This window comes from Streptomyces nymphaeiformis (assembly GCF_014203895.1).
GTDB classification, from domain to species: Bacteria; Actinomycetota; Actinomycetes; order Streptomycetales; family Streptomycetaceae; genus Streptomyces; species Streptomyces nymphaeiformis.
Genome location: NZ_JACHJY010000009.1, coordinates 423938 through 438941, shown reverse-complemented (window position 1 = coordinate 438941; position 15004 = coordinate 423938). Strand labels below are relative to the sequence as shown.

General features: G+C 71.0%; 13 protein-coding genes. 9 read left to right on the top strand and 4 right to left on the bottom strand.

The window, feature by feature from the left end; all coding sequences use genetic code 11:
- Positions 1–74 precede the first annotated feature (74 nt).
- Positions 75–584 carry a transcriptional regulator NrdR gene (gene nrdR / locus GGE06_RS30605; RefSeq protein ID WP_116158456.1) on the top strand — a complete coding sequence of 170 codons (510 nt, stop codon included), beginning with the start codon at positions 75–77 and terminating at the stop codon, positions 582–584.
- A 173-nt stretch (positions 585–757) separates the two neighbouring features.
- Positions 758–3652 carry a vitamin B12-dependent ribonucleotide reductase gene (locus GGE06_RS30600; protein ID WP_184932352.1) on the top strand — a complete coding sequence of 965 codons (2895 nt, stop codon included), beginning with the start codon at positions 758–760 and terminating at the stop codon, positions 3650–3652.
- 101 nt (positions 3653–3753) lie between these two features.
- Here the strand turns inward: GGE06_RS30600 and GGE06_RS30595 are convergent, their stop codons facing one another.
- Entirely contained in the window at positions 3754–4284 is a 531-nt protein-coding gene (locus GGE06_RS30595; protein WP_184932351.1) for a TerD family protein, read from the bottom strand.
- Between the two features lie 237 nt (positions 4285–4521).
- On the opposite strand from GGE06_RS30595, the gene GGE06_RS30590 reads away from it, so the two are divergent.
- The 4 genes from GGE06_RS30590 (at position 4522) to GGE06_RS30575 (ending at position 7569) form a co-directional block, all read left to right on the top strand.
- Entirely contained in the window at positions 4522–5256 is a 735-nt protein-coding gene (locus tag GGE06_RS30590) for an arylamine N-acetyltransferase family protein (protein ID WP_312883365.1), read from the top strand.
- Positions 5257–5298: 42 nt separating this feature from the next.
- Positions 5299–5904, top strand: coding sequence for a YdbC family protein (locus GGE06_RS30585; RefSeq protein ID WP_116158453.1), 606 nt, complete (start codon positions 5299–5301; stop codon positions 5902–5904).
- An 84-nt stretch (positions 5905–5988) separates the two neighbouring features.
- A complete protein-coding gene (locus GGE06_RS30580; protein ID WP_116158452.1) occupies positions 5989–6648 on the top strand; it encodes a histidine phosphatase family protein in 660 nt (219 codons plus the stop codon).
- A gap of 12 nt (positions 6649–6660) precedes the next feature.
- Positions 6661–7569 (top strand): ADP-ribosylglycohydrolase family protein, encoded by a 909-nt coding sequence (locus GGE06_RS30575; protein ID WP_184932349.1) that lies wholly within the window; start codon positions 6661–6663, stop codon positions 7567–7569.
- Positions 7570–7707: 138 nt separating this feature from the next.
- On the opposite strand, the gene GGE06_RS30570 is transcribed toward GGE06_RS30575, so the two are convergent.
- A complete protein-coding gene (locus GGE06_RS30570) occupies positions 7708–9261 on the bottom strand; it encodes an MFS transporter (protein WP_376773603.1) in 1554 nt (517 codons plus the stop codon).
- 132 nt (positions 9262–9393) lie between these two features.
- Between GGE06_RS30570 and GGE06_RS30565 the strand changes: the two genes are divergently transcribed.
- The 3 genes from GGE06_RS30565 to GGE06_RS30555 all read left to right on the top strand — a co-directional run bounded on the left by GGE06_RS30565 (position 9394) and on the right by GGE06_RS30555 (position 11655).
- Complete coding sequence (locus GGE06_RS30565; RefSeq protein WP_116158449.1) at positions 9394–10011, top strand: TetR/AcrR family transcriptional regulator; 618 nt, start codon at positions 9394–9396, stop codon at positions 10009–10011.
- Positions 10012–10208: 197 nt separating this feature from the next.
- Positions 10209–10919 carry a ribonuclease HII gene (gene rnhB / locus GGE06_RS30560; RefSeq protein WP_184932347.1) on the top strand — a complete coding sequence of 237 codons (711 nt, stop codon included), beginning with the start codon at positions 10209–10211 and terminating at the stop codon, positions 10917–10919.
- 106 nt (positions 10920–11025) lie between these two features.
- Positions 11026–11655 carry a hypothetical protein gene (locus GGE06_RS30555; protein ID WP_116158447.1) on the top strand — a complete coding sequence of 210 codons (630 nt, stop codon included), beginning with the start codon at positions 11026–11028 and terminating at the stop codon, positions 11653–11655.
- Positions 11656–11959: 304 nt separating this feature from the next.
- Here the strand turns inward: GGE06_RS30555 and GGE06_RS30550 are convergent, their stop codons facing one another.
- Both GGE06_RS30550 and GGE06_RS30545 read right to left on the bottom strand, forming a co-directional pair.
- Entirely contained in the window at positions 11960–12589 is a 630-nt protein-coding gene (locus GGE06_RS30550) for a hypothetical protein (RefSeq protein WP_116158446.1), read from the bottom strand.
- 231 nt (positions 12590–12820) lie between these two features.
- Positions 12821–15004 (bottom strand): RecQ family ATP-dependent DNA helicase, encoded by a 2184-nt coding sequence (locus GGE06_RS30545; protein WP_184932346.1) that lies wholly within the window; start codon positions 15002–15004, stop codon positions 12821–12823.

Here is a 15004-nt window from a genome sequence, read left to right as displayed (position 1 = left end):
CTGGTGGTCGCTTCGCGGGGCCTTGACAGGCCGGGCGAGGTGAGTCAGTCGTGCCGCGAGGAGGGTTGGAACCAATGCACTGCCCCTTCTGCAGGCACCCCGACAGCCGTGTCGTCGACAGTCGCACCACCGACGACGGGACGTCGATCCGACGTCGTCGCCAGTGCCCCGACTGCTCCCGTCGTTTCACGACGGTGGAGACGTGCTCGCTCATGGTGGTGAAGCGCTCCGGTGTCACCGAGCCCTTCAGTCGTACCAAGGTCATTTCTGGCGTGCGCAAGGCGTGCCAGGGGCGACCGGTCACCGAGGACGCCCTCGCCAAGCTCGGCCAGCGGGTCGAGGAGGCGGTGCGCGCCACCGGAAGCGCCGAGCTGACCACCCATGACGTGGGCCTGGCCATCCTCGGCCCCCTGCAGGAGCTCGACCTCGTCGCCTACCTGCGCTTCGCGTCCGTGTACAAGGCTTTCGACAGCCTCGAAGACTTCGAGGCCGCCATCGCGGAACTCCGCGTGCGGCCTCCCGCTGAGAACAGCGGGACCGGTGCGACCCCTGAGGTCCCCGTTCCCGCCACCGCCGCCGACTAGACCGGCGGTCCGGGCCTTCCACGGCCCGGCGACCGGCCGCCGTGCGGCCCGGCAGACGTGCCCCGGGTGACCTCTGTGGTCCCTGTGGCAGCAGTACAGAACGACGTACAGAAGACGGTGCCCTGGGACTATCTGGGTGCCAAAGTGTGTTTTGCCCGTATATGGGAGGCGGCATGACAGAGACGGCGAGCGGCCCGGCACGTGGTTCCCGCACCAAGGGAGCCAAGTCGGCGAGCAAGGGCCTGCGTATCGAGCGCATCCACACCACCCCCGGCGTGCATCCGTACGACGAGGTGGCGTGGGAGCCCCGTGACGTCGTCATGACCAACTGGCGCGACGGCTCGATCAACTTCGAGCAGCGCGGCGTCGAGTTCCCCGACTTCTGGTCGGTGAACGCGGTCAACATCGTCACCAGCAAGTACTTCCGCGGTGCCGTCGGCACTCCGCAGCGCGAGACCGGTCTCAAGCAGCTCATCGACCGGATCGTGAAGACGTACACGAAGGCCGGCGAGGAGTACGGCTACTTCGCCTCGCCCGCCGACGCCGAGATCTTCGAGCACGAGCTGGCCTACGCCCTCCTGCACCAGATCTTCAGCTTCAACTCGCCGGTCTGGTTCAACGTCGGCACGCCGCAGCCCCAGCAGGTCTCCGCCTGCTTCATCCTGTCCGTCGACGACTCCATGGAGTCCATCCTCGACTGGTACAAGGAAGAGGGCATGATCTTCAAGGGCGGCTCCGGCGCCGGCCTGAACCTCTCCCGCATCCGCTCCTCCAAGGAGCTCCTCTCCTCCGGCGGCAACGCCTCCGGCCCCGTCTCCTTCATGCGCGGCGCCGACGCCTCCGCCGGCACGATCAAGTCGGGCGGCGCCACCCGTCGCGCGGCCAAGATGGTCATCCTCGACGTCGACCACCCCGACATCGAGGACTTCATCGAGACCAAGGTCAAGGAGGAGGAGAAGATCCGCGCCCTCCGCGACGCGGGCTTCGACATGGACCTGGGCGGCGACGACATCACGTCCGTCCAGTACCAGAACGCCAACAACTCCGTCCGCGTGAACGACACGTTCATGAAGGCCGTCGAGTCCGGCGGCAAGTTCGGCCTCACCTCGCGCATGACCGGCGAGGTCATCGAGGAGGTCGACGCCAAGGCGCTCTTCCGCAAGATGGCCGAGGCCGCGTGGGCCTGCGCCGACCCGGGCATCCAGTACGACGACACGATCAACCACTGGCACACCTGCCCCGAGTCCGGCCGCATCAACGGCTCGAACCCGTGCAGCGAGTACATGCACCTGGACAACACGTCCTGCAACCTCGCCTCGCTGAACCTGATGAAGTTCCTCAAGGACGACGGCAAGGGCAACCAGTCCTTCGACGTCGAGCGCTTCGCCAAGGTCGTCGAGCTCGTCATCACCGCGATGGACATCTCCATCTGCTTCGCCGACTTCCCCACCCAGAAGATCGGCGAGAACACCCGCGCCTACCGCCAGCTCGGCATCGGCTACGCCAACCTCGGCGCCCTGCTGATGGCGACCGGCCACGCGTACGACTCCGACGGCGGCCGCGCCCTCGCCGGTGCCATCACCTCCCTGATGACCGGCACCTCGTACAAGCGCTCCGCCGAACTCGCAGCGGTCGTCGGCGCGTACGACGGCTACGCCCTCAACGCCGAGCCGCACCAGCGCGTCATGCAGCAGCACGCCGACGAGAACACCAAGGCCGTCCGCATGGACGACCTGGACTCGCCGATCTGGGCCGCCGCCACGGAGGCCTGGCAGGACGTGATCCGCCTCGGCGCCAAGAACGGCTTCCGCAACGCCCAGGCCTCGGTCATCGCCCCCACCGGCACCATCGGTCTCGCGATGTCCTGCGACACCACCGGCCTCGAGCCCGACCTCGCCCTGGTCAAGTTCAAGAAGCTCGTCGGCGGCGGCTCGATGCAGATCGTCAACGGCACCGTCCCGCAGGCCCTGCGCCGCCTGGGCTACCAGGAGGAGCAGATCGAGGCGATCGTCGCCCACATCGCCGAGCACGGCAATGTGATCGACGCCCCCGGCCTGAAGACCGAGCACTACGAGGTCTTCGACTGCGCCATGGGCGAGCGCTCCATCTCCGCGATGGGCCACGTCCGCATGATGGCCGCCATCCAGCCGTGGATCTCGGGCGCCCTCTCCAAGACCGTCAACCTGCCGGAGACGGCCACGGTCGAGGACGTCGAGGAGGTCTACTTCGAGGCCTGGAAGATGGGCGTCAAGGCGCTCGCGATCTACCGCGACAACTGCAAGGTCGGCCAGCCGCTCTCCGCCAAGAAGAAGGAGGACGAGAAGGCCGAGGTCACCGCGAAGTCCGAGGCGACGATCCGCGAGGCCGTCGAGAAGGTCGTCGAGTACCGCCCGGTCCGCAAGCGTCTGCCCAAGGGCCGTCCGGGGATCACCACCTCCTTCACCGTCGGCGGCGCCGAGGGCTACATGACCGCCAACTCCTACCCGGACGACGGTCTCGGTGAGGTCTTCCTGAAGATGTCCAAGCAGGGCTCCACCCTCGCCGGCATGATGGACGCCTTCTCCATCGCCGTCTCGGTCGGTCTGCAGTACGGCGTCCCGCTCGAGACCTACGTCTCGAAGTTCACCAACATGCGCTTCGAGCCGGCCGGCATGACCGACGACCCGGACGTGCGGATGGCGCAGTCGATCGTCGACTACATCTTCCGCCGCCTGGCGCTGGACTTCCTGCCCTTCGAGACCCGCTCCGCCCTCGGCATCCACTCGGCCGAGGAGCGCCAGCGCCACCTGGACACCGGCTCGTACGAGCAGGTGGAGGACGAGGACGTCGACGTCGAGGCCCTGGCCCAGTCCGCGCCTCGCGCCCAGGAGCCGAAGGCCGTCGCCGCCCCGGCCCCGAAGGCCGAGGTCCCGGCTCCGAAGCAGGCCCACACCTCCGCGGAGCTCGTCGAGATGCAGCTCGGCATCAGCGCCGACGCCCCGCTCTGCTTCTCCTGCGGTACGAAGATGCAGCGGGCCGGCTCCTGCTACATCTGCGAGGGCTGCGGCTCGACCAGCGGCTGCAGCTGACCCCGCCCCGGTGCGCTGAGGGGCGGAAGCCGCTGAGCGCACCGGATCGCCCGTGAGGGGGCGCCGACCACCGGTCGGCGCCCCTTTTCACATGAGGGGCGTCAGGACACCGTGGAGCCCAGGAGCGTGCCGAAGGTCTGCGGGTCGGCGTCGAAGCCGCGGCTGATCGAGCGGTACGACCAGCCGTCCGCCCCGTCACGGGTGAACTCCACGACCGTCGCCGCACGGGCCCCGGGGACGTCCGCGAAGTCATGGGTCAGCAGGTCGGTGTAGCCCTCGCGGACCCGTATGCCCGTGTTCGCTATGTCGCCGAAGGTCAGCCGCCCGCCGCCCTGCTGTATGGCCACGCCCACCACCACCCGCGCGTACCGCGCGTCGAGGCGGTTCAGCTCCACGGTCATGGCCTCGTCGTAGCCGAATCCCTGCCCCGTACGGCTGTCGCGGTGGAGCGTGATCGTGCCGTCCGGGGAGCGGCTGCCGAAGTGCACCAGATGGACCGGCGCACCGTGCGGATCGCCCGCGGCGAAGACCCCGGCGACCAGATCGAGGTCGTGCGCCGACGCGCCGGCCGGGGCGGGGTCCCACTTGAGCGTGACCTCGACGCGTCCCACCCCTTTGTTGAGTCCGCTCATGGTGCTTCCCCTCTCCGCGCACGCCCCCGCGCACGCCCTCGCCTCGTACCGTCGTCCCTTCAAAAGCCCGTGGTCGTGGGCCTCTTGCTCATGGTGTCATGTGCCTACGACAGAGGAACCGACGCTGAGGGGGAGAGCGGTTTGTGGAGTGGTGACGAGCTGGATCTCGACGCATATCTGGCTCGAATCGGATACGACATCGCGCGGGACGGGGAACTCGCGCCCGATCTGCGGACCTTGACGTCCCTTCATCGGGCGCACGCCTCGACCATTCCCTTCGAGAACCTCGACGTCGCCCTCGGGCGGCCGATCCCCCTGGACCTGAAGAGCCTGCAGGCCAAGCTCGTCGAGCGGCGCCGGGGAGGCTACTGCTACGAGCAGAACTCCCTCCTGGCGGCGGCCCTCGAACAGATCGGCTTCCACGTGGAGGGCCGCGGCGCGCGCAACCGCTCGCGGGGCACGACAAGGCCGCCGGTCACCCACGCGCTCCTCGCCGTGACGGTCGAGGGCGAACAGTGGCTCGCCGACGTCGGGTTCGGCTGGCAGGGGCCGCTGGAGCCCGTGCCGCTCCGGGACGGCGCGCGCGTCGAGCAGGACGGCTGGACGTTCGGCGTCGCCGTCGAGGACGACGGCACCCGTGTGCTGCGCTCGCTGCGGTCGACGGGCTGGATGGACGTGTACGCGTTCTCGCCGCAGGCGTACCAGCCCGGAGACTTCACCGTCCTCAACCACTACAGCTCCAGCCATCCGGAGTCACGTTTCCTGGGCCAGGTCGTCGCCCAGCGGCCGGGCGCGGACGTGCGGAGATCGCTGCTGCGCGGGACGCTCTCGCTCGTCCGCCCGGACGGATCCGTCGAAGAAAGGATCCTGACGGCCGACGAGTTGGCCGCCGCCCTGGAGACCGAGTTCGGCATCGAACTGGACGCCGAGGAGCGCGCGGGTCTGGAGCCACTGCACCCGGCGGGAGCCTGACGGGGTCTGCCGGGGTGCCCTCCGGCCCCGTACGATGGCGCGGTGCTGGTCAAGTGGATTCGCTGCACCGTCGTGGACCGTCGAGGGTTCGAGCGGGGACAGCGGAAATGGGCGGGGCTGCTCGGTGAGCCGGGATTCCGGGGACAGGGCGGCGGGTGGAGCCGGGGTCGCCCGGACGTCGCCCACATCTTCGCGTTCTGGGAGAGCCGCGCCTTCTACGACTCTTTCATGGCGAGGTCGCACGATCGTCTGGCGGCCTCCCAGGTCGGCACGTTCAAGGACGCCCAGGTCAAGCTCTTCGACCACCGCTTCGACGTGAAGACGGGCTTCGAGCCGCGGTTCGCCGACGCCGACGTGGCGCGGGTGGCGCACTGCCGGGTCCACGAGGACCGTGCCGAGCACTTCGCGCTCATGCAGGAGAAGGTGTGGAACCCGGCGATGGCCGGGTCTCCCGGCATGCTGCGGGGCCTGTTCGGCGAGGCGCCCGGCAGCGAGTTCCTGGTGCTCTCGATGTGGCAGTCCGCCGCCGAGCACGGAAAGTACCGGGTCGAGCGCGTGGAACGGCTGGGGCTGCGGGCCCGTACCGCGGCCGACGTGGCGGCGCTGAACGGGGACGTGGTGCAGCTCGAACCGTCCTGGACGGTCTGACCCCCCACCCCCTGCTCCCTCGGATGGACTCCGGGACCGGCCTCGGCTGCGCCCGCCGGAGAGCGGCGATCTAGGGTCGGGGGTATGGCACGACCGCGGCGCATCGTTCTCGTACGGCACGGAGAGTCCGAGGGCAATGTCGATGACACGGTGTACGAACGCGAGCCCGACCATGCCCTGAGACTGACCGAGACCGGGTGGCGGCAGGCGGCGGAGACGGGGGAGCGGCTGCGGGAACTCTTCGGGGACGAACCGGTCAGCGTCTACGTCTCGCCGTACCGCCGCACCCATGAGACCCTCCGTGCCTTCAGGCTCCCCGCGGAGCAGGTCCGGGTACGGGAGGAGCCCAGGCTGCGGGAGCAGGACTGGGGCAACTGGCAGGAACGGGAGGACGTCCGTCTGCAGAAGGCCTACCGGGACGCGTACGGGCACTTCTTCTACCGCTTCGCCCAGGGTGAGTCCGGTGCCGACGTCTACGACCGCGTCGGCGCCTTCCTGGAGAGCCTGTACCGCAGCTTCGAGGCGCCCGACCACCCTCCCAACGTCCTGCTCGTCACCCACGGGCTGACCATGCGGCTGTTCTGCATGCGCTGGTTCCACTGGACGGTCGCGGACTTCGAGTCGCTGTCGAATCCCGGCAATGCCGAGACCCGCACCCTCCTGCTCGGAAACGACGGCCGCTACCGCCTGGACAGGCCGTTCGAACGCTGGCGTACCCCGGAACCGTACGGCCCTACCGGATAGAGTGGTAGACCGATGACCGCTGACTCCTCACCCGACCGGCGCTTCGAACGCGCCCTGGCCAGCCTGCGCGGGCTGTCCGTGGGAGACGCCCTGGGCTCCCAGTTCTTCGTACCCTCGAACTATCCCCTGCTGAAGCGGCGCGAGCTGCCCGCCGGCCCCTGGCAGTGGACCGACGACACCGAGATGGCCTGCTCCGTCCTGGCCGTCCTCGCCCACCACGACCGGATCGACCAGGACGCCCTGGCCCTCTCCTTCGCCCAGCACCACGACTTCGACCGGGGCTACGGTCCGGCCGTCAACCGGATGCTCCGGCTCATCCGCGAGGGTGGCGACTGGCGGGAACTCGCCGCCGCGCTCTTCAAGGGGCAGGGCTCCTGGGGCAACGGCGCCGCGATGCGGATCGCCCCGCTGGGAGCCTGGTACGCCGACGACCCCGAGCAGGCGACCCACCAGGCCGAGATCTCCTCGTACACGACCCACCAGCACCGGGAGGCCGTGGTCGGCGCCATGGCCGTCGCCGCCGCCGCGGCGATCGCCGCCGACCCCGCCGGACCGCCGACACCCGAGTCGCTGCTCGACGGGGTGATCGCCCTGGTGCCGCGCAGCGCGGTCGGGGCGGGTCTGCGCAGGGCCCGCGACATGCTCGACTACGGCGACGCGAACACCGTCGCCGCGGTCCTCGGCAGCGGCCGCCGGACGAGCGCCCACGACACGGTCCCCTTCGCGCTCTGGTCCGCCGCGCGCGGGCTCGGCGACTTCGAGCGGGTGTTCTGGACGACCGCGCAGGTGGGCGGAGACGTCGACACGACCTGCGCCATCGCCGGCGGAGTGGTCGCCTCCACCGCGGCCGGCGCGCCGCCGGAGGACTGGCTGCGGCAGACCGAGGAACTTCCGGGCTGGGTCCCGGACGGGAGGGCCTGACGCGGGGTGATGTCTGTACGGGGGGCGCCATACGGCACGGGTCCGAGCGGAACCTGAACCTGCCGGTGCGGCGTCCCCCCCGGACCCCGACGTGTCCCCTGAGCCCCACGCGGGACTCAGGGGACGCCGACGTCCGGATCAGGCCATCGGCCCCGCGGCCTCCGCCCGGCCGCTCAGCGCCTCCAGGTCGCTCCTGCGGACCCGGATCACCAGGGCGGCCGTCACCAGTGCGATCAGCACCATGCCGACGGCGGCCGTGAAGGCCGAGGAGATGCCGGCGGTCAGCACCTCGTGGCCCCAGGGCGCGGGCAGTTCCTTCGCCTTCAACGCCTCGGCCTTCTGTTCGGGCGTCGCGTGCGCGAGGAAGTCCGGCAGCTGCTTCTCGCTCTCCTTCCGGCCGGCCGTGCCGAAGACGGTGACCAGGATGGAGAGGCCGAGCGAGCCGCCGACCTGCTGGGTCGCGTTGAGCAGACCCGAGGCGGCGCCGGCCTCGTGCTCGGCCACTCCGGAGACGGCCGTGAGCGTGAGCGTCACGAAGTTGAGGCCCATGCCGCAGCCGAACACGACCATCGGGCCGAGTACCCCGCCCAGGTAACTGCTGTCCGACGAGATGAACGTCAGCCAGGCGAGCCCCGCGCCGGTGAGCGACGCGCCGGTCACCATGAACGGCTTGGGACCGAGGACCGGCAGCATCCGCTGGGCGAACCCGGCCCCGACGCCGATCGCGACGGTCACGGGGAGGAAGGCGAGGCCGGACTTCACCGGGCTGTAGCCCAGGACGTTCTGCACCCACAGCACGATGAAGAAGAACATGCCGAACATGGCGGCCGACAGGCTGAGCATGATGACGTACGTGCCCGAGCGGTTGCGGTCCGCGAACATCCGCAGTGGCGTGATCGGTTCCTTGGCCCGCGACTCCACCACGGCGAACGCCACGAGCAGAACCACCGCGGTGACGAACGAGCCGATGGTCAGCTCGTCCTTCCAGCCCTCCTTGGACGCGCGGATGAACCCGTAGACCAGCGCCGCCATCCCCAGCGTCGACGTCGCGGCGCCCGCGAGGTCGAACCAGCCCGGGTGGCGCTCCGACTCCGCGATGTAGCGCGGGGTGAGGAAGGCGATCAGCAGGCCGATCGGCACGTTGACGAAGAAGACCCAGCGCCAGTCGAGCCACTGGGTGAGCGCTCCGCCGGCGAGCAGGCCGATGGCGCCGCCGCCGGCCGAGACCGCCGCGAACACACCGAACGCCCGGTTCCGCTCCGGTCCTTCGGGGAACGTCGTGGTGATCAGGGCGAGTGAGGTCGGCGAGGCGATCGCGCCGCCCACGCCCTGCAGGGCGCGCGCCGCGAGCAGCTGCCACGGCTCCTGGGCGAAGCCGCCGAGCAGCGAGGCGAACGTGAAGAGCAGGATGCCGGCCATGAACACCCGGCGGCGGCCCAGGATGTCTCCGGCGCGTCCGCCGAGGAGCAACAAGCCGCCGAAGGTGAGGGTGTAGGCGCTGAGCACCCACGACAGGTCGGTGGTCGAGAAGGAGAGCGCGTCCTGGATGTGCGGCAGTGCGATGTTCACGATGGTGGCGTCGAGGACGACCATCAGCTGGCAGGCGGCGATGACGGTCAAGGCGATGCCCGGCCGACCTTCGGCGCGAGCTGGCTCGTCCTTGACCTGTGTGTCCACCGGAGAAGTTGTCACTATGGATCCCCCCACGGAAAATTAGTGAACGCACCCGTTCACTGTTCACCACGGTAGTGAGTCCCCCTCAGTGAACGCAACCGTTCACTGAGAACTGCCGACGAATCGAATCGCGTCAACGGAGAGATCCTGATGGTTACTTCGCGCTCCACGGCCGCCGCCCGGCCGGAGGGGGCGGCGCTGCGACGCCGCGGACCCGTGCTCGAGCGGGCGATCCTGGAGGCCGCGCTCGACCAGCTGAGCAGCGTCGGCTGGAGCGGTCTCACGATGGAGGGTGTCGCGGTCGGCGCACAGACGGGCAAAGCCGCGGTGTACCGGCGATGGTCCTCCAAGGAAGACCTCGTCGCGGACGCGCTCCAGGCCGGACTGCCTGCGATCGACGAGGCTCCCGACACCGGTCGCGTGCGTCAGGATCTGTACGAGCTGTGCTGCCGGGTCCGGGACGTGATGTACTCCAAGCCCGGCTTCGCCCTGCGCGCCGTGCTTCACGAATGCGACACCGAAGCCGCCGAGCGCTTCCACGGGCTGATCGAGACGGGCGTGACCCAGCCCTCGAAGCGCCTCTTCCGGGACGTGCTGCGCCGCGGAATCTCGCGTGGAGAGGTGCGGAACGATGCGATCGACGACCTCGTCCTCGACGTCATCCCCGCCATGATGATGTACCGCTCCAAAGTGTGCGGAAGCGAATGGCCGGACAGTGAGATCGCCGACCTGGTCGACCGGATCATGGTGCCTCTGGTGCGTGCCTGAGCCGGACCGGGCGCTTTTCGGGTGCGGTGGCGGCTGCTCCCCGGGGCGAGGCGCCGGCGGCTTTCGGGGGCCGGGTGGCGGTGGGCTCCGGGGCCTGCTGGAGACCGGATCCCGGGCCTGGTGGAGCGGGCCTTCGGGCGCCCACGGGTAATCCGGGTATCGCAGGTGACGTCAGGCGGCGTAACCTGTCTGGCGCCATGCCGTACGAACCTCCCACCCACACTGTCGAGCGGTCGCTCCGAGCCACCACCGGCGCCAAGATCGTCGCCGGGGTCGACGAGGTCGGACGCGGAGCGTGGGCCGGCCCCGTCACGGTGTGCGCGGCCGTCACCGGCCTGCGCCGGCCCCCCGAGGGGCTCACCGACTCGAAGCTGCTCACCCCCAAGCGCCGGAACGCGCTGGCCGCGGAGCTCGAAGGCTGGGTCACCGCGTACGCGCTCGGCGACGCCTCCCCGCAGGAGATCGACGACCTCGGGATGACCGCGGCGCTGCGACTCGCGGCCGTCCGCGCCCTCGAAGGCCTTCCCGTACGGCCCGACGCGGTGATCCTCGACGGCAAGCACGACTACCTCGGCAGCCCCTGGCGCGTCCGTACGGTGATCAAGGGCGACCAGTCCTGCGTCGCCGTCGCGGCTGCCTCCGTCATCGCGAAGGTCCGGCGCGACGCCCTCATGACGGAGCTGGAGGCCGAGGGTGACCAGTACGCCGCGTACGCCTTCGGTGCCAACGCGGGCTACCCTTCGCCGGTCCACAAGGCGGCACTCGAAGAGCTGGGGCCCACCCCGTACCACCGTCTCTCCTGGTCGTACCTGGACGCGCTGCCCCAGTGGCGCCACCTCAAAAAGGTCCGCCTCTCCGCCGAGGCGGCCGCGCTGGAAAGCGGGGGCCAACTCGGCTTCGACTTCTGAACTTCCGGTCACGGAGCCCTGTCCAAGGGGCGTCCACGCGGCCGGGGTGCACATGTGTGCCCACCCGCCGGTGCTCCGCGCAGCGGCGTTTGATAGACATCCATTCATGCCTCTCATCCCCGAGGAGCCTCAGATTCACGAGAGCGCCCAGGGTCCCCGCGCCACCGCGGCCGCCGGCCGCCCCGCGTCGACCCCCCGTCCCGTACCCGGCCCGCGTTCAGCGGCCTCCCCGCGTCCCGGACGCCCCGTCCCCGGTCCGGCCAAGCCCGCCGCGCCGGCCCCGCACCCCGGTGCCGGGCAGTCTCCGGCCGAGCGCCCGGAGAATCGTTCCGACCAGCGATCCACCCCGCAGCTCCAGCTGATCCCGGCTCCGGTCGACGGCGCGCTCGACGCCGCCGAGGAGGCCCTGGACCTGCTCCTGGAGAGCGGACGCGCCCCCGGCGAGATCCTGGTGCTCACCACCGGCGACCCGCACCCGTGGGCGGCTCACGAGCTGTCCTTCGGTGAGGCCGCCTACTGGGCCCAACAGGACACCCGCGAGGACGTGTTCTTCGCCGATGCCTCCGCGGAGCAGGCTGCCGGCCGCCCCGTGGTGATCGTCGCCGTCAACGGCGGAGCCGAGGAGACGGCCGTTCGGGCCCTTCCGTCGGCGATGGCCCGCGCGGGCGCGCTGCTCGTCGTCTGCGGTGACCCGCAGCGCATCACGGCGCTCCTCGGAGTCGGCGCAGGCGTCTGACCGACCGAGCTCCTCCGCCGGCCCCCACCGGGGCCGGCGGGGGCCCGGCGCCGCGTGATCGGCGCCCTGAGGCTCGGTGCCGCTTGGCCTGATCTGCGCCCGGCGGCCCGGCGTCGCATGGCGTGATCGATGCCCTGAAGCTCCGGTGTCGCCTGGGGTGACCTGTGCCCAGCGGCCCGGCGGCCCGGCGCGGTTTGGCGTGATCGACGCGCCGTGGCCTTGTGCCGCCTGGTGGATCAGCGTGCGGCTCCCCGGCATCGTCCGGTGCGGTCAGCGTGCGGCGGCTGGGCGTGGTCCGGCGTGATCAGCGTGCGGCGGCCCGGCGCAAGGGTTCGGTCGCGCCGCTCGCCGTCCTCGGCGTGAGCAGGCCGAGCTCGGACGGCCCGTCACCCAACGGCAGGGGCAGCGAGTCGGAGCTCGGACGACGGCCTCCCCGGCCCTCACCGAGCACCTGCCAGCCCGCTCCGGTCAGCGTGATGTACGCGCCGCAGCGGAGCCCGTGCAGCGTGCAGGCGTCCCGGAGCCCCCACATCCAGGCCCCGTCCTCCTCCGTCCAGCGCTCGTCGCCGTCGCGGCAGTACAGCAGGACCGCCGTCCGCACGGGCGCGCGTCTGCGGAGGTCGTGCGGGATGACCCGCCGCAGATGTGCGAGCAGCGCGTTGCGGAACTCCCAGCCGTCCGCCGCGACGGGGCGACGGACGAACGAGGCACTCGCGGTGAGCCGCTCCTCGTGGTCCAGGACGGCGAGTACCGCCGTCCTGGGCGTGGGCGCGTGGCGCGAGTGGAGGCCGCTGACGACCTCACGCGGGTTGCCCAGCAAGGGGATTCCCGCCGCGGCCCACTCGGAGGGTGCGAGTATCCGGGCGAGGCGGCTGGCGGACTCGGACGACGATCTGAGCGAGGCGGCTGTGGGCGGAGCGAATCCGAGGGTCACGGTCCTCCCTTCGGATACGCGCCCGCTCGGCGGCGGGCAAGGTCGGGTGAGGGCGCACCACGGCACAGTCCTTCCGGACCGCTGACGGGCCGTGCGGGGCGGTTTCCCAATTCTTGCTGGCCCGTGCGCGGGCGGCAACGAGCAATTGAGTCTGCTGACGGGAATGGGCCGGTATGCCACTCATATCCCTGCCCAGTTGCCCATTGTTCACTCCCCGTTTCCCCTCCTGTTTCACCCCTGGACGGCGAGCACCAGCGGAAACACGCCTTCCGCTCCCGCCCGTCGCAGCAGCCGCGCCGCCACCGCCAACGTCCAGCCGGTGTCGGAGAGATCGTCCACGAGCAGAATCGGCCCGCCCGCGCCGGCCAGCCGCTCGCCCAGCTCCGGAGGGACCGTCAGCGTCCGCTGGAGACCCACGACCCGCTGGGCGCTGTTGGTCCGCGAGAGACGGAGGTCCTCCGCCTCCGGCGCGTACTCCACCATGCCGAGGAACGGCATCCTGCCGATCTCGGCGATCCGCTGCCCGAGCGAACCCACCAGACGCGGCTTGCGGTGGGAGGCGACCGTGACCACGCCGGCGGGCCGGGCCGGAGCGTCCGGCGCCCCGGAGGCCCAACCGCCGGGCCCCTTGGCCCAGTCCGCCAGCACATGCACCACCGCCTGCACGACATCGTCCGGAACGGGCCCGTCCGGCGTTGCGTCGGCAAGCAGCGGACGCAGTCGGTTGCCCCAGCCGATGTCCGAGAGTCGCCCCAGGGCCCGGCCGGCGAACGACTGCTCCCCGAGCGGAATGCGGCCCTTCAGGTCGACCCCGACCGCGGCGAGCCCGGTGGGCCACATCTTCCGCGGCTCGACCTCCACGCCGGGCCGCCCCAGCTCGCCCTTGGCCGCGTCCAGCGCCGCGTCGGACACCTTCGGGTCGAACCGGGACCCCGCGCAGTTGTCGCAGCGACCGCACGGAGAGGCCTCCTCGTCGTCCAACTGACGCCGCAGGAACTCCATCCGGCACCCGGTCGTCGCCGCGTAGTCGCGCATCGCCTGCTGCTCGGCCGCCCGCTGGCGCGCCACCCAGGCGTACCGCTCGGTGTCGTACACCCAGGGCTGCCCGGTGCTCTCCCAGCCGCCCTTCACCCGGTGCACCGCGCCGTCCACGTCCAGGACCTTGAGCATGGTCTCCAGCCGCGTCCTGCGCAGCTCGACCAGCGGTTCGAGGGCGGGCAGGGACAAGGGCCGGCCCGCCTGCGCGAGCACGTCGATCGTGCGGCGCACCTGCTCCTCGGGAGGAAAGGCCACCGAGGCGAAGTAGCGCCAGATGGCCTCGTCCTCCTGACCGGGCAACAGCAGCACCTCCGCGTGCTCCACCCCTCGCCCGGCCCGGCCGACCTGCTGGTAGTACGCGATGGGGGAGGACGGCGACCCGAGGTGCACCACGAAGCCCAGGTCCGGCTTGTCGAAGCCCATGCCGAGGGCCGAGGTCGCCACGAGCGCCTTGACCCGGTTGGCCTGGAGGTCGTCCTCCGCCTGCTGCCGGTCGGCGTTCTCCGTGCGCCCGGTGTAGGAGGACACCGTGTGCCCGCACTGGCGCAGATAGGCGGTGACCTCGTCGGCCGCGGCGACCGTCAGCGTGTAGATGATGCCGGAGCCGGGCAGCTCGCCGAGGTGGTCGGCGAGCCAGGCCAGCCGGTGCGCGGCGTCCGGAAGTCTGACCACACCCAGACTCAGGCTCTCCCGGTCGAGGGGCCCGCGCAGGACCAGGGCGTCCGTGCCCGCGCCCGTGCCGAGCTGCTCGGCGACGTCCGCCGTCACCCGAGCGTTCGCCGTCGCCGTGGTGGCCAGCACCGGAACACCGGAGGGCAGGTCCGCCAGCATGGTCCGCAGCCGCCGGTAGTCCGGCCGGAAGTCGTGGCCCCAGTCCGAGATGCAGTGCGCCTCGTCGACCACGAGCAGTCCGGTGGCCGCGGCCAGCCGGGGCAGCACCTGGTCGCGGAAGTCGGGATTGTTGAGCCGTTCCGGACTCACCAGGAGCACGTCCACCTCGCCGGCTGCCACCTCCTCCTGGACGGTCTCCCACTCCTCGGTGTTCGACGAGTTGATCGTCCGCGCGCGGATGCCCGCACGGGCCGCCGCCTCCACCTGGTTGCGCATCAGCGCGAGCAGGGGGGAGACGATCACGGTGGGACCGCTGCCGCGCTCGCGGAGCAGCGAGGTCGCCACGAAGTACACGGCCGACTTGCCCCAGCCCGTCCGCTGCACCACCAGGGCCCGGCGCCGGTCGGCGACCAGGGCCTCGATGGCCCGCCACTGGTCCTCGCGCAGTCTGGCCCTGCCCGTCGGGTCGGAGACGAGACGGGCGAGCACGGCGTCGGCGGCGGCTCGGAGGGCGGCGCGGTCTTCCAGCGGAGCTGCTTGGGTCAT